This is a genomic window from Sodalis sp. RH14, assembly GCF_047324285.1.
Taxonomy (GTDB): Bacteria; Pseudomonadota; Gammaproteobacteria; order Enterobacterales; family Enterobacteriaceae; genus Acerihabitans.
This window is the reverse complement of sequence record NZ_CP178739.1, coordinates 5,073,564-5,099,915: the sequence shown is the minus strand read 5'-3', so window position 1 is coordinate 5,099,915 and position 26,352 is coordinate 5,073,564. Positions and strand designations below refer to the sequence as shown.

Genomic DNA, 26,352 nt, shown 5'->3' with positions numbered 1-26,352 from the left:
GGTTAGGTAGCGATAATGGCTACAGTGAATTCAGTACTGTTTCAGTTTCTCTTTATGTTTGTTCAACTGGCGCGTCAGCTTGTCGATCAGCAAATCGACGGCGGCATACATATCGTCCGCCTCTGACGTCGCGTGCAGCTCACCGCCGTTGACATGGATCGTCGCTTCGGCAATCTGCTGGACTTTTTCGATCTTCAGAACAATATATACCTGATTGATCCGGTCGAAGTATTGTTCCAGCTTGGAAAATTTCGTCGTCACGAAATCGCGCAAAGCATCGGTGATTTCAACGCGCTGTCCGGTAATATTCAGCTGCATAGTGTCTTCCTTCTCTGTAGAGGTCAAACCATTTGCTTACGCTGGTTTGACGGCGGGATGGACAAAGACTCTCGGTATTTTGCCACGGTTCGCCGCGCCACCATAATGCCCTGATCGGAAAGCAGGGTGGTCAGCTTGCTATCGCTTAGCGGCTTCGCCGGGTTTTCCGCGGCGATTAATTTTCTCACCAGCGCACGAATGGCCGTAGAAGACGCTTCGCCTCCCCCCTCGGTATTGACGTGGCTGGAGAAAAAATATTTCAGTTCAAAAATGCCGCGCGGGCTGTGCAGATATTTTTGCGTCGTGACGCGGGATATCGTCGATTCGTGCATCTCCACCGCCTGGGCGATATCCGCCAGCACCATGGGCCGCATATACTCCTCTCCCTGATCGAAAAACGCCTGTTGCTGCTCCACGATGCAGCGGGTCACTTTTAACAGCGTGTCATTACGACTTTCCAGGCTTTTGATCAACCAGCGCGCTTCCTGCAAATGGCTGCGGATAAATTGTCCGTCCGAGTCATTGCGGGTGGTATTGCCGAGCGCGGCGTATTGCTGGTTGATTTTAAGATTGGGAATGCTGTCGGTATTGAGCTCCACCGTCCAGCGATTATGCACCTTGCGCACCAGGACGTCCGGGATGACATATTGCGATTCGGTGGTATTGATTGACTGGCCGGGCCGGGGATCGAGGGATTGGATCAGCGCCATGGCGGATTTCAGCACGTCTTCCTTTAGGCGGGTGGATCGCAGCAGGCTGCGGAAATCATGGCTGGCCAGCAGATCGAGATAGTCGCTGACGATAAGCCTGGCTTCGTTCAGGTAAGGGAAATCCTTCGACAGCTGCGATAGCTGGATCAGCAGGCAATCCCGCAGATCCCGCGCCGCCACGCCCACCGGATCAAAGCGCTGCACGCGTTTTAATACCGCTTCCACTTCGTCCATGGTGACGCTGTCGTCGCCGATGCACTCGAGGATATCTTCCAGCGGCACCGTCAGGTAACCGGTTTCATCCACCGCGTCGACGATGGAGGTGGCAATGGCGATATCGGTATCGGAAAACGGCGTCAGCTCCACCTGCCACATCAGGTAATCCTGCAGGGTCTGGATGGTTTCGCCCTGGTAAATCGGCAGTTCTTCGTCGCGGTAGTCGGTGCCGGTGCCCGAGGGCGTGCCCGCCGAGTACATTTCGTCCCAGGTGGCGTCAAGCGGCAGTTCTTCCGGCATGTCCTTCTGCTCCATCGCCTCGCGGGTATCAAGCGATTCGCTGTCGGGTACGTCGTGTGAGTCTATTTCTTCATGGACATCGGTTTGCTCAAGTAAGGGGTTGCTTTCCAGCGCGGTTTGAATCTCCTGCTGAAGTTCAAGCGTAGACAGTTGCAGCAGGCGTATTGCTTGCTGTAACTGCGGAGTCATGGCGAGTTGCTGACTAAACCTGAGTTGCAAACCTTGCTTCATATAATGCGTCAATTAACCTCTTGGGGCTTTCACTTCAGGACACCTTATCAGAGGCGGAACTCTTCGCCCAGATAAACACGCTTCACCTGCTCGTCCTGAAGGATTTCGGCGGGTGTGCCATGGGCGATAAGATGTCCCTGGCTTACGATATAGGCGCGCTCGCAGACGTCCAATGTTTCGCGTACGTTATGATCGGTAATCAGCACGCCCAGGCCGCTATCGCGCAGATGTTCAATGATTTTCTTGATATCGATGACGGAAATCGGGTCGACGCCGGCAAAGGGCTCGTCAAGCAGGATGAATTTAGGGTTGGCCGCCAGGGCGCGGGCAATTTCCACCCGCCGCCGCTCGCCGCCGGATAATGATTGCCCCAGGTTATCGCGCAGATGGGCGATATGGAATTCTTCCATCAGCGCATTGGCGCGGTCGTCGCGCTGCGAAGCGCTGAGATCGTTTCTGATCTGCAATACCGCCATCAGGTTATCAAACACGCTCAGGCGGCGGAAAATCGACGCTTCCTGCGGCAGGTAGCCGATGCCGCGCCGGGCGCGGGTATGCAACGGCAGCAGGCTGATATCGTCGTCATCGATAATAATGCGCCCGGCGTCGCGCTGGATGATGCCGACCACCATGTAGAACGTGGTGGTCTTGCCGGCCCCGTTCGGCCCCAGCAACCCGACGATTTCCCCTGAGCTGACCTTGAGGCTGACGTCTTCCACCACATGTCGGCCCTTGTAGGCTTTAGCCAGGTTTTCTGCGATTAATGTTGCCATGGGTTCAATTACTCTTATTTAGTGCCGGATTTGGGCGCCTTGGGCGCTGAGGACGCTTTGGGTGCCGCGCCCGCCGGGTTCTTATCCTGCAGCTGGGACGGCACCAATACGGTGGTGACCCGTTTGCCCTTGTCGCTGAAGGCTTCCATTTGCTGTTGTTTAACCAGGTAGGTGATGCGATCGCCCTTGACGTTGCTGTCGAGCTGTTCGAGATAAGCGTCGCCGGTCAGCACCACAAAATCGTTGGCCAGCTCATAGCGGACCTTTTGCGCATGGCCCTTCACCGGCTTGCCGTTGTCCTGCATCTGGTAAAACGTCACCGGATTGCCGTAACCCTCGACCACTTCCTTGCCCTGTTCGCCGTTGGGGCGGGTGATGACCACTTTGTCCGCCCGGATGTCGATGGAGCCTTGTTTGACCACCACCGTACCGGTAAGGGTGACGACATTGGTCTGCATATCGACGGCCTGCTGCTCGGAATCAATATTGATCGGCTGGTCGGTATCGCCGGTCAGCGCCAGGGCATTGGCGCTCGCCAGCAGCAGCGCGCCGGCCGCAAAAACGTAACAGATGTTATTTTGGATTTTGGATTTCATAAGAGGTCTTAACCTTTTCAATCAGCTCGGCAGTCTTGTTCCGCAGGTTTCCGCGCATTTTCATGCCTTTAGAGTTAAATCCGATGCCATATAGGGTCACCTCGTCATCGGAGGAAACATCCTGCGTAACAAGATTCACCACCGCGTTATCGGTTCTGATACGCTGCAGTTGTGAGGTTTCGGTCAGACTGTCAACCTGAACATGGCCGTATAAATAAAGCATTTTATCATTGGTCAGCTTGGCCCGATCGGACCGGACTGTCCAGGTGGCGACTTTATTCTCATCGTACATCGTCGCCACCGGCTGGGTAAACCAGCTAATCTGCTCGACGGCGAAGTGCTCGACGTGCTCGGAGATCAAGCGATAATTCATGGCGCCCAACGGATTGTATACCAGGGTAATGGTATGTTCGCTCTGGTAGGTGGGTTCGCCGGCATCGGGCGCCACCGCGTTCTGGCTGCCGTCGTTATCGGTCAGGTTCAGGCCGATTAGCACCAGGACCACCAATACCAGCAGTAGGGTGACCCACCATCTTGTTTTACTCATACCGACTGCCCTTTGGCATCATCAAGCTTCCCTTGCGCCAGCAGAATTAAATCGCAGATTTCGCGAACCGCGCCGCGACCGCCGGCAATATGCGTCACATAATCGGCCAACGGCAGCAGCAAAGGATGCGCGTCCGCCACGGCGACGCTTAATCCCACCCGCGACATCACCGGCCAATCAATAAGATCATCGCCGATATACGCGGCCTGATCCGCTGTTAAAGATAGTTTAACCAATAGATCCTCAAAGGCCAAAAGCTTATCCGACCGGCCCTGGTAGAGATGGGAGATCCCCAGGGTACGCGCGCGATCTTCCACCAGTTGGGCGGACCGGCCGGTAATAATAGCGACCTCGATGCCGGATGTCAGTAAGCATCGGATGCCGTAGCCGTCGCGGACGTTAAACGCCTTGAGCTCCTCGCCCTGGTTGCCTTGGTAGATAAAGCCGTCCGACAGGACGCCGTCCACGTCGCACACCAGCAGCCGGATATCCCGGGCGCATTGCAGTATCCGCTGGTCGACCGGGCCGTAACAGGTCGCGATAAGGGTGGTCTCTTGCATGGCGGGTTTCCTTGTTAAATAACGCCGGCTCGCAGCATATCATGCATATGCACCACGCCCATAAGCCGGTTCTGGTCGGCCACCAGCACCGAGGTGATATGGCGCGACTGCATCAGGTTAAGGGCGTCGACCGCCAGGGTATTGGGCGTCACCCGGATACCGCCGGCGGTCATCAGGTCGGCGATGCGCGCCTGGTTTAAATCCACGCCCATATCGAACACCCGGCGCAAGTCGCCGTCGGTAAAAATGCCGGCGATATTCAGCTTATCGTCGCATATCACCGTCATGCCGAGATTTTTACGCGTGATTTCCAGCAGGGCGTCGCGTAATGACGCATCCCGCGGCGTCACCGGGATTTCTTCGCCGCTGTGCATGATATCGGTCACCCGCAGCAATAGTTTACGGCCCAGCGCGCCGCCGGGGTGGGACAGGGCGAAGTCTTCGGGGGTAAAGCCGCGGGCCTGCAGCAGCGCCACCGCCAGCGCGTCGCCCATCACCAGGGCGGCGGTGGTGCTGGTGGTGGGAGCCAGGCCCAGCGGGCACGCTTCCAGGGGCACGTGGACGCAGATATGGATATCCGCCGCCTTGCCCATGGCGCTGGCCGGATTGCCGGTCATGCAGATAAGCGGGATCTGCAGGCGCTTGAGCACCGGAATCAGCGCCAGGATTTCATTGGATTCGCCTGAGTTGGACAAGGCGATGACGATGTCCTGGGCCGATACCATGCCCAGATCGCCATGGCTGGCCTCGCCGGGATGGACAAAAAAGGAGGGCGTGCCGGTGCTGGCGAAGGTCGCCGCCATCTTGCGGCCGATATGGCCCGATTTGCCCATCCCCATCACCACGACTTTGCCGCTGCAATAAAATATTTTTTCGCACGCGCGGCGAAAATCGTCGTTGATATATTGATCAAGCTGCGCCAGGCCTTCACGCTCGGCGGCGAGGACCTGTTTACCTGCTGCCGGGAAATCAAAATCCGGCGCTAACGACAAATGTGACATAACGTATCCTGATGCGCCCGGCAGCGTCCGCGGGCTAAATAAACAACACCGTAACATAGGCGGCAAAACCACATAATAACAGAGCGCCCATGCCAGAGTTGATCCTACGGCGCTTTCCCAGGCAAAAGGCGGTTAATATAATGCTTGCCGCCAGCATAACCCAATAATCGCGGGTAAACGCCAGCGGATTGAACCGGCCGGGCGAAAGCAGGGCCGGCACGCCCAGCACCAGCAGGCTATTGACGATATTGGAACCGATGAGATTGCCCAGGGCAATATCGTTTTCCCCTTTCAGGGCGCCGGCGATAACGGTTGCCAGTTCGGGCAGGCTGGTGCCGAAGGCCACCACCGTCAGGCCGATCACCAACTCGCTTACCCCCAGATGCCGGGCCACCACGCCCGCGTTATCAATCACCATATGCGCCGATATGGGCATGATGATAAAGGCCAGCGCCAGCCACAGCACCGCCACGGTTGTGCCGCTATCCGGCGTGTCCTGCGGCAGCTCAGCCAGCCGTTCGCGGGTCAGGCTGTCGTTGCCGGCGCTCTGCGCCCGGCGGGTCAGGGCGATCATGGCGGCAATATACCCTATCGCCGCCAGCAACAGTATTATACCATCCAGGCGGCCCAGGGCGCGATCCGCCAGCGCCAGGCCGCACAGCGCGGTGGCGAGCAGCAGCAGCGGCAGCTCGCGCCGCACGATGTCCGAATGGAAGGCCATGGGACGGATCAGCGCCGCGCCGCCGACGATCAATAAACTATTGATCACATTGGAACCAAGGATATTGCCCACGGTCATATCGAGTTGATGATTCAGCGCGGCGGTGACCGCGATCAGCAGTTCGGGCAGGGACGTGCCCAATGCGACGATGGTGCAGCCCACCAGCCAGGGCGCCATACCCAGCGACCGGCCGATCACGGCAGCACTGTAAACCAATCTATCCGCGCCATAAACCAGTAGAATAAGACCAATAACTAATAATGACGTGGCAAAAAACATATGAAGTCCTTGATGTGAAAGAATCCTGGGCCGCCGTCGCCACCGCCGCTTCCCGGGCGGAAGGGTAAGGATGCCGGCAACCGGCGCGCGTCTTAATTTTGACTGCCCGCGGGCCAAAAGTAAAACATCGGCTATTGATCCTATCTTACCGCCGCCAGGGTAATTTTATGTAAAAGTTCGATGAATCGGTCCTATTGCTTTAATATCTAGGGCAATGGGCTTTAAGTGGGCAAGATATGGGCAGTAATGACATGAACCAGACGGAGCATTTGGTCGATATCCGCGGATTGAGCTTCCGGCGCGGCAATCGGCCGATATTCGACAACATCACCCTGCAGGTGCCGCGGGGAAAGATCACCGCGATCATGGGGCCGTCGGGTATCGGTAAAACCACCCTGTTACGCCTGATTGGCGGCCAGCTGCCGCCCGACAGCGGCGAAATTTGGTTTGACGGCGACAATATTCCCTCCTTATCGCGCGGGCGGCTATACGAGGTGCGCAAAAAAATCAGCATGCTGTTCCAGTCCGGCGCCCTGTTTACCGATATCAACGTGTTTGAAAACGTGGCGTTCCCCCTGCGGCAGCACACGCGGCTGCCGGAAGAAGTGCTGCGCACCACCGTGATGATGAAACTTGAGGCGGTGGGGCTGCGCGGGGCCGCGTCGCTGATGCCTTCCGAACTCTCGGGCGGCATGGCCAGGCGCGCCGCGCTGGCCCGCGCCATCGCCCTCGACCCGGAACTGATTATGTTTGACGAGCCTTTCGTCGGGCAGGACCCCATTACCATGGGCGTGCTGGTCAAACTTATCGATGAATTGAACCACGCGCTGGGCGTCACCTGCATCGTGGTCTCCCATGACGTGCCAGAGGTATTGAGCATCGCCGATTACGCTTACATCGTGGCCGAGCAGCATGTTATCGCGGAAGGAACGCCGGCCGAGCTGCGCGCCAACCAGGATCCGCGGGTGCGGCAGTTCCTGGACGGCATCGCCGATGGTCCGGTGCCGTTTCATTTCCCCGCCAGAGATTATAAAACACAGCTTTTAGGTTCAGGGAGTTGACCGAGCCATGCTACTACAACAAGCATTAGCGTCCTTTGGACGCCGGGGCATCAGCGTCTGCCATACTTTCGGGCGGTCAGGCGTGATGTTATTTAACGCGCTGGTGGGCAAACCCGCCTTCCGGCAGCAGTGGCCGCTGTTGATAAAGCAGCTCTACAGCGTCGGGGTACAATCGTTAATCATTATTATTGTGTCGGGGTTGTTTATCGGCATGGTGCTGGGGCTGCAGGGCTATATTATCCTGACCACCTACAGCGCCGAGGCCAGCCTGGGCATGATGGTGGCGTTGTCGCTGCTGCGCGAGCTGGGCCCGGTGGTGACCGCGCTGCTGTTCGCCGGGCGCGCCGGGTCGGCGCTGACCGCCGAAATCGGGTTGATGAAGGCCACCGAGCAATTGTCCAGCCTGGAGATGATGGCGGTCGATCCGCTGCGGCGCATCGTGGCGCCCCGTTTTTGGGCCGGCGTCATCAGCATGCCGCTGCTGACGGCCATTTTTGTCGCGGTGGGCATTTGGGGCGGCGGCATAGTGGGGGTGGACTGGAAGGGGATCGACAACGGTTATTTCTGGTCCGCCATGCAAGGCGCGGTGGATTGGCACCAGGATTTGGTGAATTGCCTGATCAAGAGCGTGGTTTTCGCCATTACGGTCACCTGGATCGCGCTGTTTAACGGTTATGATGCGATCCCGACGTCGGAGGGGATTAGCCGCGCGACCACCAGAACGGTCGTCCATGCGTCCCTGGCGGTGTTGGGACTGGATTTTGTGCTGACAGCACTGATGTTTGGGAAGTGAGTTAATGCAAACGAAAAAGAGTGAAATCTGGGTCGGCGTTTTTATGATCATCGCCCTGTGCGCCGTTATTTTCCTGTGCCTGAAAGTGGCGGATATCCGCTCGATGGGCAGCGTGTCCACCTACCGTATTTCGGCCACTTTCGATAATATCGGCGGCCTGAAGGTGCGTTCGCCGGTCAAAGTGGGCGGCGTGGTGGTAGGCCGGGTGGCGGAGATTACCCTCGACCCGAAAACCTATGCGCCCAGGGTATCGATGGACATCGAGGACACCTACAATCATATCCCCGATACCAGCTCCCTGGCGATCCGCACCTCGGGCCTGCTGGGCGAACAATACCTGGCGCTGAACATCGGCTTCGAGGACCCGGATATGGGAACGTCTATCCTTAAGGATGGCGGTATTATTCAGGATACCAAATCAGCCTTGGTGCTGGAGGACCTGATCGGCCAGTTCCTGTACAAAAGCGGCGACAAACCCGCGCCTGTTTCCGGCGACAACGGGCCCGCCCCGACCAGCGGCGCGGCCCACGCACCTGCATCCGCCGACGGCAACGCCCCCGCGGCGGCGGCAAAATAAGAGGATAATGTTTTATGTTTACACGATTTTTACTGCTGGCCCTGCTTGCGGTTGCGCCGCTGGCCCAGGCTGTCGACCAGACCAATCCCTATGCGCTGATGAACGCGGCGGCGGATAAAACCTTTACCCGCCTCAAGAACGAACAAAGCCAGATTCGCGCCAATCCCAACGTGCTGCGCGATGTGGTGCGTGAAGAACTGCTGCCCTATGTGCAGGTCAAATACGCCGGCGCGCTGGTGCTCGGCACCTATTACCGCCAGGCCACCCCGGCGCAGCGCGATGCCTACTTCAAGGCTTTCCAGGCTTATCTGGAGCAGGCCTACGGCCAGGCGCTGGCGATGTACAGCAACCAGACCTACCAGGTTGCCCCGCCGCAGCCCGTGGGCGATGCCACGATCGTCGCCATTCGCGTCACCATCGTCGATCAGGGTGGGCGCCCGCCGGTACGGCTGGATTTTCAATGGCGCAAGAACAGCCAGACCGGTAACTGGCAGGCCTACGATATGATCGCCGAAGGGGTGAGCATGATCACCACCAAGCAGAATGAATGGGCCTCGACGCTGCGCCAGCAGGGGATCGAGGGGCTGACCAGGCAGTTACAGGCCGCCGCCGCGCAACCTATCTCGCTGGATAAGAAAAGCAATGGCTGAAACCCTGAGCTGGCAAGCCGAGGAAGACACGCTTGTCCTGCGGGGCGAGCTTGATCGCGTCACGCTGTTGCCGTTTTGGGAACAGCGCGAACAGGCCCTGCAGGGCATCCGCTTCCTGGACGTCTCGCGGCTGGATCGGGTGGACTCCGCCGGCGTGGCCCTGATGCTGCACCTGTGCGCGCTGCAGGCCAGGCGCGGCGGTACGCTCATGCTTACCGGCGTCACCGATAAACTGCGCACCCTTATCACCTTGTACAACCTGCATAATATCCTGCCCTGCGCGGACGATTCGCCCGGCTGACAGAATGAACACATTATTGCCTGTTTCCGATGACGACGTATTCATCTAAGATATCGGCTTGTTTCCCGACCCATGACAGTGATTTGACCCTTATGGAAAACCACGAAATCAAAGAAGTGCTGATGAACGCCGAGGCGTTGGCATTGGAAGAAGCGCATGTAACGGGCGATGGCAGCCATTTCCAGGTCATCGTCGTGAGCGAGCGGTTTGCCTCCATGAGCCGTATTAAAAAACAACAGGCGGTCTACGGCCCGTTGATGGAATATATTTCGGACAATCGTATCCATGCACTCTCTATCAAGGCGTATACCCCGGAAGAGTGGCGGCGCGATCGTAAGCTGAATGGTTTTTAAGTTGTAGGCGATGCCGCGCTATGGCGTTGTATATCTAAGCCCGTTAAATACAGAGAGCAGTGTTGATGGATAAATTCCGTGTCCAGGGTCCGACCCGCCTGAATGGCGAAGTGACCATTTCCGGCGCTAAAAATGCGGCGTTGCCGATATTGTTCGCCGCGCTGCTGGCGGAAAAGCCGGTAGAAATACAAAATGTACCAAAATTAAAAGATATCGATACCACGATGCAACTGCTGCGCCAGCTTGGCGCCAAAGTCGAGCGCAACGGGTCGGTGCATGTGGATGCGGGCGGGGTGGACGTGTTCTGCGCGCCTTATGAACTGGTCAAGACCATGCGCGCGTCCATCTGGGCGCTCGGGCCGCTGGTAGCCCGTTTCGGCCAGGGACAGGTTTCCCTGCCCGGCGGCTGCGCCATCGGCGCACGGCCGGTGGATCTGCATATTACCGGCCTTGAGCAGCTCGGCGCCACCATCAAGCTGGAAGAGGGTTATGTCAAGGCGTCGGTGGACGGGCGGCTGCGCGGCGCGCATATCGTCATGGATAAAGTCAGCGTCGGCGCCACGGTAACCATTATGAGCGCCGCCACCCTGGCGGAAGGCACCACCATTATTGAAAACGCCGCCCGCGAGCCGGAAATTGTCGATACCGCCAACTTCCTGATTACGCTTGGGGCGAAGATCGCCGGCGCCGGAACCGATAAAATCACCATCGAGGGCGTGGAACGCCTTGGCGGCGGCGTTTATCGCGTGCTGCCCGATCGCATCGAGACCGGTACCTTCCTGGTGGCGGCGGCGGTCTCCCGCGGGCGCGTAGTCTGCCGGGCAACCCGTCCCGATACGCTGGACGCGGTGCTGGCCAAGCTGCGCGAAGCCGGCGCGGATATCGAAACCGGCGACGACTGGATAAGCCTGGACATGCATGGCCAGCGGCCTAAAGCCGTCACCGTGCGCACCGCGCCCCATCCCGGCTTCCCCACCGATATGCAGGCGCAGTTCAGCCTGCTGAACCTGGTGGCCGAAGGCACCGGCGTGATTACCGAGACCATTTTTGAAAATCGCTTTATGCATGTGCCGGAGCTGATCCGCATGGGCGCGCGGGCGGAGATCGAAAGCAATACGGTCATCTGCCACGGGGTGGAAACCTTGTCCGGCGCGCAGGTGATGGCCACCGATTTACGCGCGTCCGCCAGCCTGGTGCTGGCCGGATGCATTGCCGAAGGCGTTACGCTGGTGGATCGCATCTACCATATCGATCGCGGCTATGACTGCATCGAGGCCAAGCTGCGCAAGCTGGGCGCCAATATCGAACGCGTCACCGGCGAATAACCGCTTATCGCCCTGCCGGTGTTTTCAGGCAGGGCGTTATTCCCCCGCTCCATCCCCGCTTAAGCGTCGGCCGCTGGCGTATTCATCCGCACCGTCAACACCCCTGTTAATCCGAAGCCGGATATTCCTGGATGGTCACATTCAGCGTCAGCTTGGCGCCGTTGCGTAAAATCACCACCGGGATCACCGAGCCTGGCCTGATTTCCGCCACCTGGTCCATGGTTTCAATCGCCGATATCGCCGGCTTATTGTTGACGCTAAGGATAACGTCGGTGACTTTGATGCCGGCCTGCGCCGCCGGGCCGCCGGGGGTGACTTCATTGACGATAATGCCCTGGATGCGATCCATATTGGCGCCGGTGGTATGCAGGGGCGCCACCTCGCGCCCGCCGATGCCGATATATCCGCGGATCACCCGTCCGTCGCGAATCAACTTGTTCATCACCTTGGTGGCCAGGGCGGTGGGAATGGCGAAACCGATGCCTTCCGGCGTTTCGCCGTTATTGCTTTTATCGAACGACAGGGTATTGATCCCCACCAGTTCGCCCAGGCTGTTGATAAGCGCCCCACCGGAGTTGCCGCGGTTGATGGAGGCATCGGTCTGCAGAAAATTCTGGCGCCCGGAAGGACTGAGGCCGATGCGGCCGGTGGCGCTGATAATGCCCTGGGTCACGGTCTGGCCCAGGTTATAGGGATTGCCGATGGCCATGACCACATCGCCGATATGCGGCGCGCGGCGGGGATTGATGGGGATAACCGGCAGGTTGGTGGCGTCGATTTTCAGCACCGCCAGATCGGTGAGGCTATCGGAGCCGACCAGCAGCGCCTCATAGACCCGGCCGTCCTGCAACGCCACGATAATCTGCTCGGCATCGTTGATAACATGCTTATTGGTGAGCAGGTAACCCTTCTGGTTCATGATGACGCCGGAACCCAGGGTATGGATTTCCAGTTCGTTTTGGGAACCGGTATTCATGCTGCGGTTGTAAACGTTGACCACGGCCGGCGCGGCCCGGCGCACCGCCTGGTTATAGCTGACCGGGGTCTCGTCGTCGCTGTCGGCATGGCCGGCAATCAGCGTGCCGGTGGTGGAACGCAGCCCAGGCAACGCCAGCAGCATGACGCCCGCGATGATAAGTCCAAAAATAACCGCACGTAGAAGCTTAACCAGCATGATGTCCGAACAAGAGGAAGGAAATAGCGGCAGGATAACATGAGTTTATCGAACGCTGCATGGTCAGTGTCCGATTTTTTATGTTTTGACCTATACCCGTCATCTTTCACGCGACAGGTGCGTTGGCCACGCTTACTCACCCGAATCACTTACACGAGTAAGCTCATCGGGATTCACTCGCTTGCCGCCTGCCTGTCACCCGAAAGCTATAGGGTATACCCGTCATCTTTCACGCGACAGGTGCGTTGGCTACGCTTATTCACCCGAATCACTTACACGAGTAAGCTCATCGGGATTCACTCGCTTGCCGCCTGCCTGTCACCCGAAAGCTATAGGGTGCATCAGCGCAGTAACAGGAAAATACTCTCGTCGCCGCGCATGATATTCATGGCCATGACCGCGGGCTTGGCCTCCAGCACTTTACGCAACTGAGTGATGTTTTCCACCCGTTCGCGGTTGATGCCGATGATCACATCGCCTTTATGCAGGCCGATCTGGGCCGCCGGGGTGTCTTTGGCCACGTCATCCACCGCCACGCCCTTGGTGCCGTCCTTCAACTGCCCGTTGCTGAGCGAGGCGCCCTGCAGGGCCGGGGTCAGGATTTCCGCGCTGCTGGTGGTGGCGGCGCTGTCGTCAAGCGTGACCGTCACTTCCACGGGTTTACCTTCGCGCAGCAGGCCCAGCTTAACGGCCTTGCCCGGCGCGGTGGTGCCGATTTTCACCCGCAGCTCGGCAAAGCTGGTAATAGGCTTGCCTTCGATAGACACGATAATATCGCCGGCCTTCACCCCCGCCTTGGCGGCGGCGCCGCCCGGCAGGACTTCGCTGACAAAGGCGCCGCGCTGGGTATCGATCTTGAAGGCCTTGGCCATATCGGCGGTCATTTCGCTGCCCTTGATGCCGAGCAGGCCGCGTTTGACCGCGCCGAATTCAATCAACTGCTGGCTCAGGTTTTGCACCATATTGCTCGGGATGGCGAAGCCGATGCCGATATTGCCGCCGCCGGGCGCCAGGATGGCGGTATTGATGCCGATAAGCTCGCCGTTGAGGTTAATCAGCGCCCCGCCGGAGTTGCCGCGGTTAATGGAGGCGTCGGTCTGGATAAAGTTTTCCAGCCCTTCCAGGTTCAGGCCGCTGCGCCCCAGCGCCGAAATAATACCGGAAGTGGCGGTCTGCCCCAGGCCGAAGGGGTTGCCCACCGCCACGGCAAAATCGCCGACCCGCAGGCTGTCCGAATCGGCCATCTTGATTTCACTGAGGCCTTTCGGGTCCGGCAGCTGCAGCAGCGCGAGATCGGTCTGTTCGTCGCGTCCGACCAGCTTGGCGTCGAACTCGCGGCCGTCGTTAAGCTGCACCTTGATTTTATCCGCGCCGTTCACCACATGGTTGTTGGTGATGACATACCCCTTGGCGGCGTTGATGATAACGCCGGAGCCCAGGCCTTCAAACGGACGGGAATCGCCGGGCTGCTGATCGCCCTGCGGGGTGCCCGGGCCGAAAAAGTATTTGAATTCCTTCGGCAGGGTCGGGCGCTGCACCTGCTGGGTACCTTCCACATGTACGCTGACCACCGCCGGCAGCACTTTTTCCAGCATGGGAGCCAGGCTGGGCATGGTCTGCCCGGGTACCGCGGCCGGCAGCGCCGCCTGGGCAGGCAGGGAAGAGGTTAAGCCGAATGAGATGCAAAGTGCCAATGCGCTGAATAAAGGTGTGGTTTTCATTAAACTTATTACTCGCTTGCTGTCCGTGAACGACGCCATTAATCATTAACCATGTTAAAACGCCACTTTTTGTTCTTCTATGACCCTGTTGGGACGGCTAAAGTTCAGCGGTGGCGCAGTAAGGTTATGTCAGCGGGGGCTGGCGATATCCCGCCTTATTGTAAAGTTATTTACGTGGTTCCCGCGTGCCCCGCAGCAGGCCGGTGGCGCTGGCGGGGTAATCCCGCGGCTGCATGCCCGCCGGGATTTGATCGTTATCCGATTCCGCCTCGGTCAGGCGGTAACGGAACGGATTATCCTCGCCGGTCTGGTTGGGCAACAGGCTATTGGAGCCTTTGGCCATATGTTGGTAAAGCTGGCGGTAATCGTCGGCCATGTTATCGAGCAGTTCGGCGCTGCGGGCGAAATGGCCGGTCAGCTCCTCGCGGTATTCCTCCAGCTCCGCCTTGCTCTTTTCCAGCTCATGCTGCAGCGTTTGCTGCTGACGTAGTTTGCGGTTGCCGAACCGCATTGCGACCGCACCGATGATGATACCGACCACTAATCCAATCAGCGCATATTCCCAGGTCATAATGACTCCTATATTTGACTTCGTTGTCCCGTAGGGTTTTCACACTCTATACTTCCCACTATAACCGTTTACCCGGTCGGTGGGGAATCCCGATAGCGTCACCGCGGGCAAAGCATTGTTATTTGTTGCCCTTGTGTTCCGCGGCGCGGCTGTTTAAGCTGGCCGCAACAAAAGTGTTACAAATAATCGTATCAGGGATCGTTTGCCGCCATGCATGTCACATCGCCATTATCCCTCTACCAGCAGATGCTGGCAGGAGGCGAATACCAGGCCGACGCCGTCCAGGCAGCGGCCGTCGATAAGCTTGAACACCTTCACCGCCAACTGCTGGCGAAGCCCGCCGCCGCGCCGGCCGCCGGCGGGCTGTTGGGGCGCCTGGGCCAGCGCCTGCGCGGCAAAAAAAACGTCGAAGCCGTCGAACCCGTACAGGGATTATATATGTGGGGCGGGGTAGGGCGCGGAAAAACCTGGTTAATGGATCTTTTTTTTCAAAGCCTGCCGGGAGAACGTAAGCTGCGCCTGCACTTCCACCGCTTTATGCTGCGGGTGCACGAGGAGATGAACCGTTTGCAGGGGCATGAAGACCCGCTGGAACTGATTGCCGATGATTTCAAGGCGCAAACCGACGTGCTTTGTTTTGACGAGTTTTTTGTCGCGGACATTACCGACGCCATGCTGTTGGGTACGCTGATGCAGGCGTTGTTCGCCCGCGGCATCACCCTGGTCGCCACGTCCAATATCCCGCCGGACGACCTGTACCGCAACGGTCTGCAGCGCGCCCGCTTTCTGCCGGCCATCGCGCTAATCAAACGCCATTGCGCGGTGATGAACGTAGACGCCGGCATTGATTACCGGCTGCGCACCCTGACCCAGGCGAGCCTCTACCTGACGCCGCTGGATCAGCAGACCGCCGCCGATATGGCGCGCATTTTCACCCGCCTGGCCGGCGCACGGCCGGACGGCGCGCCGGTGCTGACGGTCAATCATCGTCCGTTGCCGACGCTCGGCGCCCGGGACGGCGTGGTGGCCCTGGATTTCGCCACGCTGTGCGCCGGCGCCCGCAGCCAGAATGATTATATTGTCCTGTCCCGCCTTTATCACAGCGTGCTGCTGCACAATGTGCATGCGATGGGCCCGCAGGATGAAAATACCGCCCGGCGGTTTGTGGCCCTGGTGGATGAGTTCTACGAACGGCAGGTTAAGCTGGTGATTGCCGCCGACGCGCCGCTGGCGTCTTTGTACCAGGGCCAGTTGCTGCGTTTTGAATTCCAGCGCTGCCTGTCGCGCCTGCAGGAGATGCAAAGCGAAGAGTACCTGGCCCTGCCGCACTTGCCGTGAGCGGCGCGCCCGCCGACTGATTGGGCTGGAATCGTAAATAACAGTCGACCTTTGGCCTCGTCTTCTCTATAATCTTGCGACCCCACGTTACAAGAAGTTTTTTTCCCGAAAACTTCGATCGCGCCAGCAACGGCTATTCGAAGGGGTAGGTTTGCTGGACTAGATAGCCGTGTGAGCCTCATAACTATTCATTGAAGCGTTTGGGTGTTCACCAACGTGTAACTTTAATTGGGTAAGCTTTTAATGAAAACATTTACAGCAAAACCAGAAACCGTCAAACGCGACTGGTATGTTGTCGACGCCAGCGGTAAAACCCTGGGTCGTCTTGCTACTGAACTGGCCAGTCGCCTGCGCGGGAAGCATAAACCGGAATTTACGCCGCATGTTGATACCGGTGATTATATCATCGTGTTGAACGCCGAAAAAGTTGCCGTCACCGGCAAAAAGCGTACCGACAAAATCTATTATCATCATACCGGTTTCATCGGCGGTATTAAAGAAACGACCTTTGAAGAGATGATTGCCCGCCACCCTGAGCGTGTGATTGAAATCGCGGTTAAAGGCATGCTGCCAAAAGGCCCGCTGGGTCGTGCAATGTATCGTAAACTGAAAGTTTACAAGGGTACCGAGCACAACCACGCGGCTCAGCAACCGCAAGTTCTGGACATTTAATCGGGATTATAGGCAATGGCTGAAAATCAATACTACGGCACTGGTCGCCGCAAAAGCTCCTCCGCACGCGTCTTCATGAAGCCGGGTAGCGGTAACATCGTTATCAACCAGCGTAGTCTGGATCAATACTTCGGTCGCGAAACTGCCCGCATGGTAGTTCGTCAGCCGCTGGAACTGGTCGACATGGTTGAAAAGCTGGATTTGTACATCACCGTTACCGGCGGTGGCATTTCCGGTCAGGCAGGCGCAATCCGTCACGGTATCACCCGTGCACTGATGGAATATGACGAATCGCTGCGCGCAGAACTGCGCAAAGCCGGCTTCGTTACCCGCGATGCCCGTAAGGTTGAACGTAAGAAAGTCGGTCTGCGTAAAGCACGTCGTCGTCCGCAGTTCTCCAAACGTTAATTCCCGGCTGTTATTATTACAGCTGACAAAGCCCGGCACGGTCCGGGCTTTTTTATTTCCCGAGCGTTGATTTAACGCCAAATATCTGATTGCGTCGATGTATTCAACGCGATTTGCCACACGCCATCCCCCTAAACATGCAAAAATCTGGTAAACTGTTAAACACTTTTATGTCTGTTGATGTCGCCGGCGATTTATCATGATGCCGCAAGCAGCGCTTGCCGCGGTTGCGATGGGCAGCGTGGCGCCAGGTGAATTAACAGTCAAACAATTTCAGGATAGTAGCCGGGTTAGTTGGCTATTCGCGGTATTTTCTAGATAAACTTGGAGGTTTTCATGGCTGTCGCTGCCAACAAACGTTCGGTGATGACGCTGTTTTCTGGCCCGACCGACATTTTTAGCCATCAAGTACGCATCGTACTGGCGGAAAAAGGTGTCAGTGTCGAAATTGAGCAGGTAGAACTTGATAATCTACCGCAGGACCTGATTGACCTCAACCCTTACCGCACCGTGCCGACCCTGGTCGATCGCGAACTGACCCTGTATGAATCGCGCATCATCATGGAATATCTTGACGAGCGTTTTCCCCATCCGCCGTTGATGCCGGTTTATCCGGTCGCGCGCGGCACCAGCCGTTTGATGATGCATCGCATCGAAAACGATTGGTACTCCCTGATGCGCAAGGTCGAGCAGGGCAGCGCCCAGGAAGCGGAAGGCGCCCGCCGCCAGCTGCGTGAAGAGCTGCTGGCCGTAGCGCCGGTATTTAACGAAGCGCCGTACTTCATGAGCGAAGAGTTCAGCCTGGTGGATTGCTACCTGGCCCCACTGCTGTGGCGTTTGCCGCAGATGGGGATCGAGTTGGCCGGCGCCGGCGCCAAGGAGCTCAAGGGCTATATGACGCGCGTATTCGAGCGTGACGCCTTCCTGGCCTCCTTAACCGAAGCTGAGCGCGAAATGCGCCTGCAAACCCGGGGCTAAGGTATGGAAGTCTCTCAACTCTCCCCACGCCGCCCCTACCTGCTCCGGGCGTTCTATGAGTGGCTGCTGGACAACCACCTGACGCCGCACCTGGTGGTGGATGTCACGGTGGACGGCGTCTCGGTGCCGATGGAATTTGCCCGTGACGGACAAATCGTCCTCAATATCGCCCCCCGGGCGGTGGCAAGCCTCGAGCTCACCAACGCCGAAGTGAGTTTTAACGCGCGCTTCGGCGGTATCCCGCGTCAGGTCAATGTGCCCATTGCCGCCGTGCTGGCCATTTATGCCCGCGAAAACGGCGCCGGCACCATGTTTGAGCCGGAAGTCGGCTATGAGCAAAATGGCGTGGCGGAAGATGCGTCGACCCTGGGTAACGCGCCGGAAACGGTCATGTCCATTATTGACGGCGACCGTCCTGATAGCGATGATGACTATCATCCCGATGACGAGCCGCCAACGCCGCCGCGTGGCGGGCGTCCGTCGCTGCGGGTCGTGAAATAAGCCAAAGGCCCCTCTGCGCCCATCACGGCGGGAACGATTTCATCCGTGCCCGTAACGGCAAGGCCCTCCCGCCCCTGGCGGAGCGGGAGGGCCTTAGCGGCAATCACACTTCCAGGTAGTTCATGATGCCATCTGCGGCCTTGCGGCCTTCGGCAATGGCGGTCACCACCAGATCGGAACCCCGCACCGCGTCGCCGCCGGCGAAAATCTTCGGATTACTGGTTTGGAACGCGGTTTCGGTGCCTTCCGGCGCGATAATCCGTCCCTGGCTGTCCAGCTCGACGCTGAAATCCGCCAGCCACTGCATACTGTGCGGACGGAAACCAAACGCCATGACCACCGTATCCGCCGCCAGCACGTGCTCCGACCCGGCGATAATCTCGGCGCGCCGACGGCCGTGCGCGTCCGGTTCGCCCATGGCGGTGCGTACCATCTTCACACCGCACACTTTACCGGCGGCATCGATTTCGATGCTGACCGGTTGCAGGTTGAACATAAATTCCACCCCTTCCTCGCGCGAGTTTTTCACCTCGCGTTTCGAGCCGGGCATGTTTTCCTCATCGCGGCGATAGGCGCAGATCACATGGGTTGCGCCCTGGCGTATCGAGGTGCGCACGCAGTCCATCGCCGTATCGCCGCCGCCCAGCACCACCACGCGTTTGCCTTCCATGCTGACGTAAGGCGCCGACTCGGGGTTTTCAAAGCCCATCAGCTGCTTGGTATTGGCTATCAGGAACGGCAGCGCGTCCACAACACCGGGCGCGTCCTCGTTTTCCAGGCCGCCGCGCATGGACTGATAGGTGCCGACGCCCAGGAACACCGCGTCAAACTCGCCCAGCAGATCGCTCATCATGATGTCTTTGCCGACTTCGGTATTCAGCCGAAATTCAATGCCCATCTCGCTGAATATCTCGCGGCGTTTGATCATCACGTCTTTTTCCAGCTTGAACGACGGGATGCCGAAGGTCAACAGGCCGCCGATTTCCGGATGGCGGTCGAACACCACCGCCTGTACGCCGTTGCGCGTGAGCACGTCGGCGCAGGCCAGCCCCGCGGGACCGGCGCCGATCACCGCCACCCGCTTGCCGGTGGACACAATGCCCGACACGTTGGGCTTCCAGCCCATTTCAATCGCCTTATCGTTGATATAGCGTTCGATATTACCGATGGTGACCGCGCCGAATTCGTCATTCAGCGTACAGGAGCCTTCGCACAGGCGATCCTGCGGGCACACGCGTCCGCACACTTCCGGCAGGCTGTTGGTCTGGTGCGACAGCTCGGCCGCTTCGATAATCCGGCCTTCGTTGGCGAGCTTCAGCCAGTTGGGAATGTAGTTATGTACCGGGCATTTCCACTCACAGTAAGGGTTGCCGCAGGAAATACAGCGGTCCGCCTGCGCCTTGGACTGCGATTCCGAGAACGGCTCGTAGATTTCCACAAACTCAATTTTCCGGATCTTGAGCGGTTTTTTAGGCGGATCCACACGCTGCAAGTCGATAAATTGATAAACATTTTGACTCATCATTAACCTCTTACTGCGCTTGCACGCGAAGCTCTGCCGCAGAACGGCTGCGGTGACCCAGCAACGCTTTCACATCACTCGATTTTGGTTTAACCAGGGTAAATTTCGATGCCCAGGCCGGCCAGTCGGCCAGGATTTCTTCCCCGCGATGGGAGCCGGTCAACTGGACATGTTCGGTAATCAGGCCGCGCAGGTGTTCTTCATGGATGGCCAATTGCTCCACGTCCAGCACTTCCACCAGTTCGTGATTCACCCGCTTGCGGAAATCGCCTTCTTCGTCGAGGACATACGCGAAGCCGCCGGTCATGCCCGCGCCGAAATTGACGCCGGTACGGCCCAGCACGCAGACGATGCCGCCGGTCATATATTCACACCCGTTGTCGCCGATGCCCTCCACCACGGTGATGGCGCCGGAGTTACGCACCGCAAAGCGCTCGCCGGCGCGGCCGGCGGCAAACAGTTTGCCGCCGGTGGCGCCGTACAGGCAGGTATTGCCGATAATGGTGGCTTCATGGCTGCGAAACGCCGAGCCCACCGGCGGACGGATAACGATACTGCCGCCGGCCATGCCTTTGCCGACATAATCGTTGGCGTCGCCGGTCAGGGTCAGCTCCACGCCGCCCGCATTCCACACGCCGAAACTCTGGCCCGCGGTGCCGGTGAAAAAGGCCTTGATCGGATCGGCGGATAAGCCCTGGTCGCCGTGCTGCGCGGCAATGGCGCCGGACAACGAGGCGCCCACCGAGCGATCGGTGTTATGGATATCGTAATAAAACGTCTTGCTCTGGCGCAGCTCCACATGGGGCATGGCCTGTTCGACCAGGGTTTTGTTCATCAGTCCCTTGTCGAACGGCGGATTGCTGCTTTCCGTGCAATACAGCGCCTTGCCCGGATGCGGGGTGGCGGTTTTCAGCAGCGGCGACAGGTCCAGCTTATGCTGCTTGGCGGAAATGCCGTCCAGCTCCAGCAGTAAATCGGTGCGGCCGATAAGATCCACCAGCCGGGTCACGCCCAGCTCCGCCATGATTTCGCGGGTCTCCCGAGCGATAAAACGGAAGTAGTTGGTCACCAGTTCCGGCAGGCCGTGATAATGATCGCGGCGCAGCTTTTCATCCTGGGTGGCCACGCCGGTGGCGCAGTTGTTCAAATGGCAGATGCGCAGGTATTTACAGCCCAGCGCCACCATCGGACCGGTGCCGAAGCCGAAGCTCTCCGCGCCCAGGATCGCCGCCTTGATGATGTCCTGGCCGGTTTTCAGGCCGCCGTCCACCTGCAGGCGTATCTTATGGCGCAGGCCATTGGCCACCAGCGCCTGCTGGGTTTCCACCAGGCCCAGTTCCCACGGGCAACCGGCATATTTTACCGACGACAGCGGGCTGGCGCCGGTGCCGCCGTCGTAGCCGGCGATGGTGATTAAATCCGCATAGGCCTTCGCCACGCCGGTGGCAATGGTGCCCACGCCGGGCTCGGAAACCAGTTTGACCGAAATCAGCGCCTTTGGATTGACCTGTTTTAAATCGAAAATCAGCTGCGCCAGATCCTCGATGGAATAAATATCATGATGCGGCGGCGGGGAAATCAGCGTCACGCCGGGCACCGAATAACGCAGCTTGGCGATATACGGGGTCACCTTATCGCCCGGCAGCTGGCCGCCTTCGCCCGGCTTGGCGCCCTGCGCCACCTTGATTTGGATAACATCGGCGTTGACCAGGTAGGCCGGCGTGACGCCGAAGCGCCCGGAGGCGACCTGTTTGATGCGCGAGACCTTATTGGTGCCGTAGCGGACCGGGTCTTCGCCGCCTTCGCCGGAATTGGAGAAGCCGCCCAGGCTGTTCATGGCCTGCGCCAGCGATTCATGGGCTTCCGGGCTGAGGGCGCCGATGGACATGGCGGCGGTGTCAAAACGTTTGAACAGGTTTTCCGCCGGCTCCACCTGGTCCAGGGACACGGCGTTGCCGTCGGGCTTGATGGCCAGCAGGTCGCGCAGCATGGCGATGGGACGTTCGTTGACCAGCTTGGCGTACTGCTGGTATTCGCCGTACTCGCCGCTTTGCACCGCCCGCTGCAGGGTCTTGACCACGTCCGGGTTGTAGGCGTGGTATTCGCCGCCGTGGACATACTTCAGCAGGCCGCCCTGATCCAGCGGTTTGCGTTTCAGCCAGGCGCGTTTGGAGAGATTCAGCAAATCTTGTTCAAATTCACTGAAGCTGGCGCCGCCGATACGGCTGACCACGCCCTGGAAACACAGATCCGTCAGTTCGCGATGCAGGCCGACGGCCTCAAACAGCTTGGAACAGCGGTACGACGCCACGGTGGAGATGCCCATCTTGGACATGATCTTGTACAGGCCCTTATTGATGCCGTTACGGTAGTTCAGCATCACGGTACGGTAATCTTTTTCGATGGTGCCGCTGTCGATCATGGCCGCCAGGGTTTCATAGGCCAGGTACGGATAGATGGCCGTGGCGCCAAAGCCGATCAGCACCGCAAAATGATGCGGGTCGCGGGTGCTGGCGGTTTCCACGATCAGGTTGGCGTCGCAGCGCAGGTTTTTTTCCACCAGGCGGGTATGGATGGCGCCCACCGCCATCGGCGCGGGCACCGGCAGCCGGGTGGGGGAAATGGCCCGATCGGTCAGCACCAGCAGCACCGTGCCCTGGCGCACTTTCTCTTCCGCGTCGTCGCACAGCTTGAGCAGCGTCTCGTGCATATTGCGCTCGCTGGGATCGTAGGTGATATCCAGCTTGTCGGCGCGGTAATGATGCTCTTCCTGGGTGGTCAACTGGGTAAAATCGGAGTAGAGCAGGATCGGCGATTTAAACGCCAGCCGGAACGCCTGGCCTTCCGCTTCGCAGAACACGTTCATTTCCCGGCCGATACAGGTGGCCAGCGACATGACATGGGCTTCGCGCAGCGAGTCGATGGGGGGGTTGGTCACCTGGGCGAACTGCTGGCGGAAATAATCGTAAATCACGCGCGGGCGGCTCGACAGCACGGCAAAGGGGGTATCGTCGCCCATGGAGCCGGTGGCTTCCTGGCCGTTTTCGCCCAGTACGCGCAAAATGGCGTCCAGCTCCTCATTGGAATAGCCGAACTGCTTCTGGTAGGTTTCCAGCAGGGTATTGTCCAGCTCGCGGTGACCGACCTGATCGTCGGACAACTCCTCAAACGGCGTCAGGCGGCGCACGTTCTTTTCCATCCATTCTTTATAGGGATGGCGGCTTTTCAGGTCGTTATCGGTTTCCGCCGAGTGCAGGATACGCCCGTTGCGGGTATCGATCACCATCAGCTCGCCCGGTCCGACGCGGCCTTTTTCCACCACTTCGTCGGGTTGGTAATCCCAGATGCCCACTTCGGAGGCGCAGGTGATAAGCTTATCGGTGGTGATGACATAACGCGCCGGGCGCAGGCCGTTGCGGTCCAGGTTACAGGCGGCGAAACGGCCGTCGGACATCACCAGCCCCGCCGGTCCGTCCCAGGGTTCCATGTGCATGGAGTTAAAATCGAAAAAGGCGCGCAGCTCCGGGTCCATATTGGGATTGTTCTGCCAGGCCGGCGGCACCAGCAGGCGCATGGCGCGGATCAGGTCCATGCCGCCGCTCAGGAACAGCTCGAGCATATTATCCAGCGAACTGGAGTCGGAGCCGGTTTCGTTAACGAACGGCGCGGCGTCCTGCAAATCCGGGATTAGCGGCGTCTTCAGCTTATAGGCGCGCGCCCGCGCCCACTGCCGGTTGCCGGTGATGGTATTGATTTCGCCGTTGTGCGCCAGGTAGCGAAACGGCTGCGCCAGCGGCCAGCGCGGCACGGTATTGGTGGAGAAGCGCTGGTGGAACAGGCAAATGGCCGATTCCAGCCGCAGGTCCGCCAGATCCAGGTAAAAGCGCGGCAGGTCCGCCGGCATGCACAGGCCTTTATAAATAGTCACCAGATTGGAGAGGCTGCAGACGTAAAAACTGTCGTCGGCCACTCGCTTTTCGATACGGCGGCGCGCCACGTACAGGCGGCGTTCCATATCACGGGGACGCCAGCCCGCCGGGGCGTTGACAAAAATCTGCTCGATACGGGGCAGCGAGGAGAGCGCGATTTCACCCAACACATCGGGATTGATGGGAACCTCGCGCCAGCCGACTATCGACAGCGTTTCGTTTTGCAGTTCCTCTTCGACAATCCGGCGGCTGGCGCGGGCCTCGTCTTCATCGCGGCTCAGGAATATCATGCCGACGGCGTAGTTTTTAGCCAGCCGCCAGCCGCGCTCCAGCGCCACCATCTGATAGAAGCGATCGGGTTTTTGCAACAGCAGGCCGCAGCCGTCGCCGGTCTTGCCGTCGGCCAGGATGGCGCCACGATGCTGCATACGGGCCAGCGCATGAATAGCGGTTCGGACCACCTTGTGGCTGGGCTCGCCTTCTATATGGGCAATCAGGCCGAAGCCGCAGTTGTCCTTCTCTTGGGATTCATCGTACAACATATCGTGGACCTCCCCAGGCTCCAGGTGACTCTCACAACCTACTGCGAGGAGGCGTATCCGTATTGAGCGGCAGCGGATTAAACGTCCAGCTGTTCCACTCTCTCCAGGTAACCTCATCGTGGCGGTCTTTGCTCGTGATAAACGACTTGCTTTAAGAAGGAGTCTTCATAACTGCATAACTATGACGAGTCGTTAACCCGTCCAGAATTCTTCCAGCGGCCTTCCAAATTAACGATAAACACCACGCAGGTCAAATCCCGTCATAAAGGGGCTTAAATCGCCTGAAAACACTATTAACCAGTTGATAATAATCTAATTAAAGCCGGTTTGACCGTCGTCTGGACGGCGGGAGCGGCCGGCACCGATATGCGCTGTCTCACTGTAGTGCAGCGCTAGTATCTCTGCACCATGCTAGTGCCTGGCCCCATAACAGCAGGATCTGCTGGCTAGCGTGTTTTCTGGCGTGTATGGCTCTGTTTTGTCGCGATAGTGACATTATGAATGATTCGCCGGGAGAAAATAAGAAATTTTAATCGATGAGAATTGATTTTATTCTCACCTTCTTTGCATAAATATGCGATGCGGCCGGCGACGGCGATGGGTATTGATCGATATCATCACGGCCGGCGGGCAAACCGGCTAGTCTGGACGACCTCAACCGGCCGGGATAACCAGAATATGCAGTTGCTGCAGGTAGTCAATATGTTTGGCGGCGATCTTCTGCGCCGCTACGGCCAGAAAGTGTATAAACTCTCGCTGCACGGGGGGTTTAGCTGTCCCAACCGCGACGGTACCCTCGGACGCGGGGGCTGCACGTTTTGCAATGTCGCCTCTTTTGCCGACGAACAAAGCCAGTTCCGCAGCGTCGGCGAGCAGGTAGCCGGCCAGGCGCGCAACGCCGACCGGGCCAAACGCTACCTGGCCTATTTTCAGGCCTATACCAGTACTTATGCAGAAGTGAGGGTTTTAGACCGTCTCTACCGCGAGGCCCTCGCGCAGGCCGATATCGTCGGCATCTGCGTCGGCACCCGTCCGGATTGCGCGCCGCCCGAGGTACTGGACTTGCTGGCCGGCTACCAGCGCCAGGGGTATGAGGTCTGGCTGGAACTGGGGCTGCAAAGCGCGCAGGATAAAACCCTGCGCCGTATCAACCGCGGTCATGATTTTGCCTGTTATCGCCATACCGTGGCGGCGGCGCGGGCGCGGGGCCTGCGCGTGTGCACGCACCTGATTGTCGGCTTGCCGGGCGAGGGGGCGGCGGAATGCCTGTCCACCCTCGATCGGGTGTTGGCGGCGGGCGTCGACGGCCTGAAGCTGCATCCGCTGCTGCTGGTCGAGGGCAGCGTGATGGCCAGGGCCTGGCGGGCGGGGCGTCTTGCCGCGCTAAGCCTGGAGGACTATACCGCCATTGCCGGCGAGATGATCCGCCATACCCCCGCGCAGGTGATTTTCCACCGTATTAGCGCCAGCGCCCGTCCGCCGACCCTGCTTGCACCTTTGTGGTGCGCCAATCACTGGAACGGGATGAATGCGCTGTATAATGACCTCAAGGCGCAGGGCGGCCAGGGCAGCGCCCTGGGCATGCCGTTCTTGCCCGGGGCCTGACCGCCTTCTCCCCCCGCGACGTCACCTACGGTATCGTTTTTTACGGTATGATTGACGGCATCGTCACCCAAGGAAACCG

At 58.8% G+C, this 26,352-nt stretch carries 26 protein-coding genes; 13 read left to right on the top strand and 13 right to left on the bottom strand.

What is annotated here, in order from left to right; translation table 11 throughout:
- Positions 1-30: 30 nt before the first annotated feature.
- From hpf to ACL2XQ_RS23175, 8 genes are read right to left on the bottom strand one after another with little or no spacing between them, the layout of a single operon-like run.
- The gene (hpf, locus tag ACL2XQ_RS23210) at positions 31-318 is read right to left on the bottom strand and encodes a ribosome hibernation promoting factor (protein WP_162366255.1); all 288 of its coding nucleotides are present in this window, start codon (positions 316-318) and stop codon (positions 31-33) included.
- A 23-nt stretch (positions 319-341) separates the two neighbouring features.
- Positions 342-1,775: an RNA polymerase factor sigma-54 gene (gene rpoN / locus ACL2XQ_RS23205; protein ID WP_410013354.1), complete on the bottom strand. Its 1,434-nt coding sequence runs from the start codon at positions 1,773-1,775 to the stop codon at positions 342-344.
- A gap of 47 nt (positions 1,776-1,822) precedes the next feature.
- Positions 1,823-2,548 (bottom strand): LPS export ABC transporter ATP-binding protein, encoded by a 726-nt coding sequence (gene lptB / locus ACL2XQ_RS23200; protein ID WP_410013355.1) that lies wholly within the window; start codon positions 2,546-2,548, stop codon positions 1,823-1,825.
- A 14-nt stretch (positions 2,549-2,562) separates the two neighbouring features.
- Positions 2,563-3,144, bottom strand: a complete 582-nt coding sequence (lptA, locus tag ACL2XQ_RS23195; protein WP_410013356.1) for a lipopolysaccharide ABC transporter substrate-binding protein LptA — start codon at positions 3,142-3,144, stop codon at positions 2,563-2,565.
- A complete protein-coding gene (lptC, locus tag ACL2XQ_RS23190) occupies positions 3,122-3,691 on the bottom strand; it encodes an LPS export ABC transporter periplasmic protein LptC (RefSeq protein ID WP_413721527.1) in 570 nt (189 codons plus the stop codon). The genes lptA and lptC overlap by 23 nt, the downstream gene beginning before the upstream one ends.
- Positions 3,688-4,251 carry a 3-deoxy-manno-octulosonate-8-phosphatase KdsC gene (gene kdsC, locus ACL2XQ_RS23185; protein ID WP_413721526.1) on the bottom strand — a complete coding sequence of 188 codons (564 nt, stop codon included), beginning with the start codon at positions 4,249-4,251 and terminating at the stop codon, positions 3,688-3,690. The genes lptC and kdsC overlap by 4 nt, the downstream gene beginning before the upstream one ends.
- 14 nt (positions 4,252-4,265) lie before the next feature.
- Complete coding sequence (kdsD, locus tag ACL2XQ_RS23180) at positions 4,266-5,252, bottom strand: arabinose-5-phosphate isomerase KdsD (protein WP_410013359.1); 987 nt, start codon at positions 5,250-5,252, stop codon at positions 4,266-4,268.
- A 34-nt stretch (positions 5,253-5,286) separates the two neighbouring features.
- Positions 5,287-6,252 carry a calcium/sodium antiporter gene (locus ACL2XQ_RS23175; protein WP_410013360.1) on the bottom strand — a complete coding sequence of 322 codons (966 nt, stop codon included), beginning with the start codon at positions 6,250-6,252 and terminating at the stop codon, positions 5,287-5,289.
- Between the two features lie 251 nt (positions 6,253-6,503).
- Here ACL2XQ_RS23175 and mlaF point away from each other — a divergent pair, with 251 nt between their 5' ends.
- The 7 genes from mlaF to murA all read left to right on the top strand — a co-directional run bounded on the left by mlaF (position 6,504) and on the right by murA (position 11,312).
- Positions 6,504-7,313: a phospholipid ABC transporter ATP-binding protein MlaF gene (mlaF, locus tag ACL2XQ_RS23170; RefSeq protein WP_410016722.1), complete on the top strand. Its 810-nt coding sequence runs from the start codon at positions 6,504-6,506 to the stop codon at positions 7,311-7,313.
- A gap of 7 nt (positions 7,314-7,320) precedes the next feature.
- Complete coding sequence (gene mlaE / locus ACL2XQ_RS23165; protein ID WP_410013361.1) at positions 7,321-8,106, top strand: lipid asymmetry maintenance ABC transporter permease subunit MlaE; 786 nt, start codon at positions 7,321-7,323, stop codon at positions 8,104-8,106.
- A 4-nt stretch (positions 8,107-8,110) separates the two neighbouring features.
- Positions 8,111-8,683, top strand: a complete 573-nt coding sequence (gene mlaD, locus ACL2XQ_RS23160; RefSeq protein ID WP_410013362.1) for an outer membrane lipid asymmetry maintenance protein MlaD — start codon at positions 8,111-8,113, stop codon at positions 8,681-8,683.
- A gap of 14 nt (positions 8,684-8,697) precedes the next feature.
- Entirely contained in the window at positions 8,698-9,333 is a 636-nt protein-coding gene (gene mlaC, locus ACL2XQ_RS23155) for a phospholipid-binding protein MlaC (protein ID WP_410013363.1), read from the top strand.
- The gene (gene mlaB / locus ACL2XQ_RS23150) at positions 9,326-9,634 is read left to right on the top strand and encodes a lipid asymmetry maintenance protein MlaB (protein ID WP_410013364.1); all 309 of its coding nucleotides are present in this window, start codon (positions 9,326-9,328) and stop codon (positions 9,632-9,634) included. Before mlaC ends, mlaB begins: the two co-directional genes overlap by 8 nt.
- A 92-nt stretch (positions 9,635-9,726) precedes the next feature.
- Positions 9,727-9,987, top strand: coding sequence for a BolA family iron metabolism protein IbaG (gene ibaG / locus ACL2XQ_RS23145; RefSeq protein WP_413721524.1), 261 nt, complete (start codon positions 9,727-9,729; stop codon positions 9,985-9,987).
- A 65-nt stretch (positions 9,988-10,052) separates the two neighbouring features.
- Positions 10,053-11,312: a UDP-N-acetylglucosamine 1-carboxyvinyltransferase gene (murA, locus tag ACL2XQ_RS23140; RefSeq protein ID WP_410013366.1), complete on the top strand. Its 1,260-nt coding sequence runs from the start codon at positions 10,053-10,055 to the stop codon at positions 11,310-11,312.
- 106 nt (positions 11,313-11,418) lie between these two features.
- Here the strand turns inward: murA and degS are convergent, their stop codons facing one another.
- The 3 genes from degS to zapG all read right to left on the bottom strand — a co-directional run bounded on the left by degS (position 11,419) and on the right by zapG (position 14,778).
- Entirely contained in the window at positions 11,419-12,486 is a 1,068-nt protein-coding gene (gene degS / locus ACL2XQ_RS23135; RefSeq protein WP_410013367.1) for an outer membrane-stress sensor serine endopeptidase DegS, read from the bottom strand.
- Positions 12,487-12,827: 341 nt separating this feature from the next.
- Positions 12,828-14,207, bottom strand: a complete 1,380-nt coding sequence (gene degQ, locus ACL2XQ_RS23130; RefSeq protein WP_410013368.1) for a serine endoprotease DegQ — start codon at positions 14,205-14,207, stop codon at positions 12,828-12,830.
- A gap of 166 nt (positions 14,208-14,373) precedes the next feature.
- Complete coding sequence (gene zapG / locus ACL2XQ_RS23125; protein WP_410013369.1) at positions 14,374-14,778, bottom strand: Z-ring associated protein ZapG; 405 nt, start codon at positions 14,776-14,778, stop codon at positions 14,374-14,376.
- 210 nt (positions 14,779-14,988) lie between these two features.
- Between zapG and zapE the strand changes: the two genes are divergently transcribed.
- The 5 genes from zapE to sspB all read left to right on the top strand — a co-directional run bounded on the left by zapE (position 14,989) and on the right by sspB (position 18,675).
- A complete protein-coding gene (zapE, locus tag ACL2XQ_RS23120) occupies positions 14,989-16,116 on the top strand; it encodes a cell division protein ZapE (RefSeq protein ID WP_413721523.1) in 1,128 nt (375 codons plus the stop codon).
- A gap of 243 nt (positions 16,117-16,359) precedes the next feature.
- Positions 16,360-16,788, top strand: a complete 429-nt coding sequence (rplM, locus tag ACL2XQ_RS23115) for a 50S ribosomal protein L13 (RefSeq protein WP_410013371.1) — start codon at positions 16,360-16,362, stop codon at positions 16,786-16,788.
- Positions 16,789-16,803: 15 nt separating this feature from the next.
- A complete protein-coding gene (rpsI, locus tag ACL2XQ_RS23110) occupies positions 16,804-17,196 on the top strand; it encodes a 30S ribosomal protein S9 (protein ID WP_162366275.1) in 393 nt (130 codons plus the stop codon).
- A 336-nt stretch (positions 17,197-17,532) separates the two neighbouring features.
- Positions 17,533-18,174, top strand: a complete 642-nt coding sequence (gene sspA / locus ACL2XQ_RS23105; protein WP_410013372.1) for a stringent starvation protein SspA — start codon at positions 17,533-17,535, stop codon at positions 18,172-18,174.
- Between the two features lie 3 nt (positions 18,175-18,177).
- A complete protein-coding gene (sspB, locus tag ACL2XQ_RS23100) occupies positions 18,178-18,675 on the top strand; it encodes a ClpXP protease specificity-enhancing factor (protein ID WP_410013373.1) in 498 nt (165 codons plus the stop codon).
- Positions 18,676-18,778: 103 nt separating this feature from the next.
- On the opposite strand, the gene ACL2XQ_RS23095 is transcribed toward sspB, so the two are convergent.
- Together ACL2XQ_RS23095 and gltB are read right to left on the bottom strand one after the other, a co-directional pair.
- Positions 18,779-20,197 (bottom strand): glutamate synthase small subunit, encoded by a 1,419-nt coding sequence (locus ACL2XQ_RS23095; protein ID WP_410016723.1) that lies wholly within the window; start codon positions 20,195-20,197, stop codon positions 18,779-18,781.
- Between the two features lie 10 nt (positions 20,198-20,207).
- A complete protein-coding gene (gltB, locus tag ACL2XQ_RS23090; RefSeq protein WP_410013374.1) occupies positions 20,208-24,668 on the bottom strand; it encodes a glutamate synthase large subunit in 4,461 nt (1,486 codons plus the stop codon).
- 678 nt (positions 24,669-25,346) lie between these two features.
- On the opposite strand from gltB, the gene ACL2XQ_RS23085 reads away from it, so the two are divergent.
- Positions 25,347-26,273 carry a TIGR01212 family radical SAM protein gene (locus ACL2XQ_RS23085; protein WP_413723500.1) on the top strand — a complete coding sequence of 309 codons (927 nt, stop codon included), beginning with the start codon at positions 25,347-25,349 and terminating at the stop codon, positions 26,271-26,273.
- Positions 26,274-26,352: the final 79 nt, after the last annotated feature.

Coding starts and splice junctions, on each gene's coding strand:
- hpf (WP_162366255.1), bottom strand. CDS start 318: ATGCAGCTGAATATTACCGGACAGCGCGTTGAAATCACCGATGCTTTG.
- rpoN (WP_410013354.1), bottom strand. CDS start 1,775: ATGAAGCAAGGTTTGCAACTCAGGTTTAGTCAGCAACTCGCCATGACT.
- lptB (WP_410013355.1), bottom strand. CDS start 2,548: ATGGCAACATTAATCGCAGAAAACCTGGCTAAAGCCTACAAGGGCCGA.
- lptA (WP_410013356.1), bottom strand. CDS start 3,144: ATGAAATCCAAAATCCAAAATAACATCTGTTACGTTTTTGCGGCCGGC.
- lptC (WP_413721527.1), bottom strand. CDS start 3,691: ATGAGTAAAACAAGATGGTGGGTCACCCTACTGCTGGTATTGGTGGTC.
- kdsC (WP_413721526.1), bottom strand. CDS start 4,251: ATGCAAGAGACCACCCTTATCGCGACCTGTTACGGCCCGGTCGACCAG.
- kdsD (WP_410013359.1), bottom strand. CDS start 5,252: ATGTCACATTTGTCGTTAGCGCCGGATTTTGATTTCCCGGCAGCAGGT.
- ACL2XQ_RS23175 (WP_410013360.1), bottom strand. CDS start 6,252: ATGTTTTTTGCCACGTCATTATTAGTTATTGGTCTTATTCTACTGGTT.
- mlaF (WP_410016722.1), top strand. CDS start 6,504: ATGAACCAGACGGAGCATTTGGTCGATATCCGCGGATTGAGCTTCCGG.
- mlaE (WP_410013361.1), top strand. CDS start 7,321: ATGCTACTACAACAAGCATTAGCGTCCTTTGGACGCCGGGGCATCAGC.
- mlaD (WP_410013362.1), top strand. CDS start 8,111: ATGCAAACGAAAAAGAGTGAAATCTGGGTCGGCGTTTTTATGATCATC.
- mlaC (WP_410013363.1), top strand. CDS start 8,698: ATGTTTACACGATTTTTACTGCTGGCCCTGCTTGCGGTTGCGCCGCTG.
- mlaB (WP_410013364.1), top strand. CDS start 9,326: ATGGCTGAAACCCTGAGCTGGCAAGCCGAGGAAGACACGCTTGTCCTG.
- ibaG (WP_413721524.1), top strand. CDS start 9,727: ATGGAAAACCACGAAATCAAAGAAGTGCTGATGAACGCCGAGGCGTTG.
- murA (WP_410013366.1), top strand. CDS start 10,053: ATGGATAAATTCCGTGTCCAGGGTCCGACCCGCCTGAATGGCGAAGTG.
- degS (WP_410013367.1), bottom strand. CDS start 12,486: ATGCTGGTTAAGCTTCTACGTGCGGTTATTTTTGGACTTATCATCGCG.
- degQ (WP_410013368.1), bottom strand. CDS start 14,207: ATGAAAACCACACCTTTATTCAGCGCATTGGCACTTTGCATCTCATTC.
- zapG (WP_410013369.1), bottom strand. CDS start 14,778: ATGACCTGGGAATATGCGCTGATTGGATTAGTGGTCGGTATCATCATC.
- zapE (WP_413721523.1), top strand. CDS start 14,989: ATGCATGTCACATCGCCATTATCCCTCTACCAGCAGATGCTGGCAGGA.
- rplM (WP_410013371.1), top strand. CDS start 16,360: ATGAAAACATTTACAGCAAAACCAGAAACCGTCAAACGCGACTGGTAT.
- rpsI (WP_162366275.1), top strand. CDS start 16,804: ATGGCTGAAAATCAATACTACGGCACTGGTCGCCGCAAAAGCTCCTCC.
- sspA (WP_410013372.1), top strand. CDS start 17,533: ATGGCTGTCGCTGCCAACAAACGTTCGGTGATGACGCTGTTTTCTGGC.
- sspB (WP_410013373.1), top strand. CDS start 18,178: ATGGAAGTCTCTCAACTCTCCCCACGCCGCCCCTACCTGCTCCGGGCG.
- ACL2XQ_RS23095 (WP_410016723.1), bottom strand. CDS start 20,197: ATGAGTCAAAATGTTTATCAATTTATCGACTTGCAGCGTGTGGATCCG.
- gltB (WP_410013374.1), bottom strand. CDS start 24,668: ATGTTGTACGATGAATCCCAAGAGAAGGACAACTGCGGCTTCGGCCTG.
- ACL2XQ_RS23085 (WP_413723500.1), top strand. CDS start 25,347: ATGCAGTTGCTGCAGGTAGTCAATATGTTTGGCGGCGATCTTCTGCGC.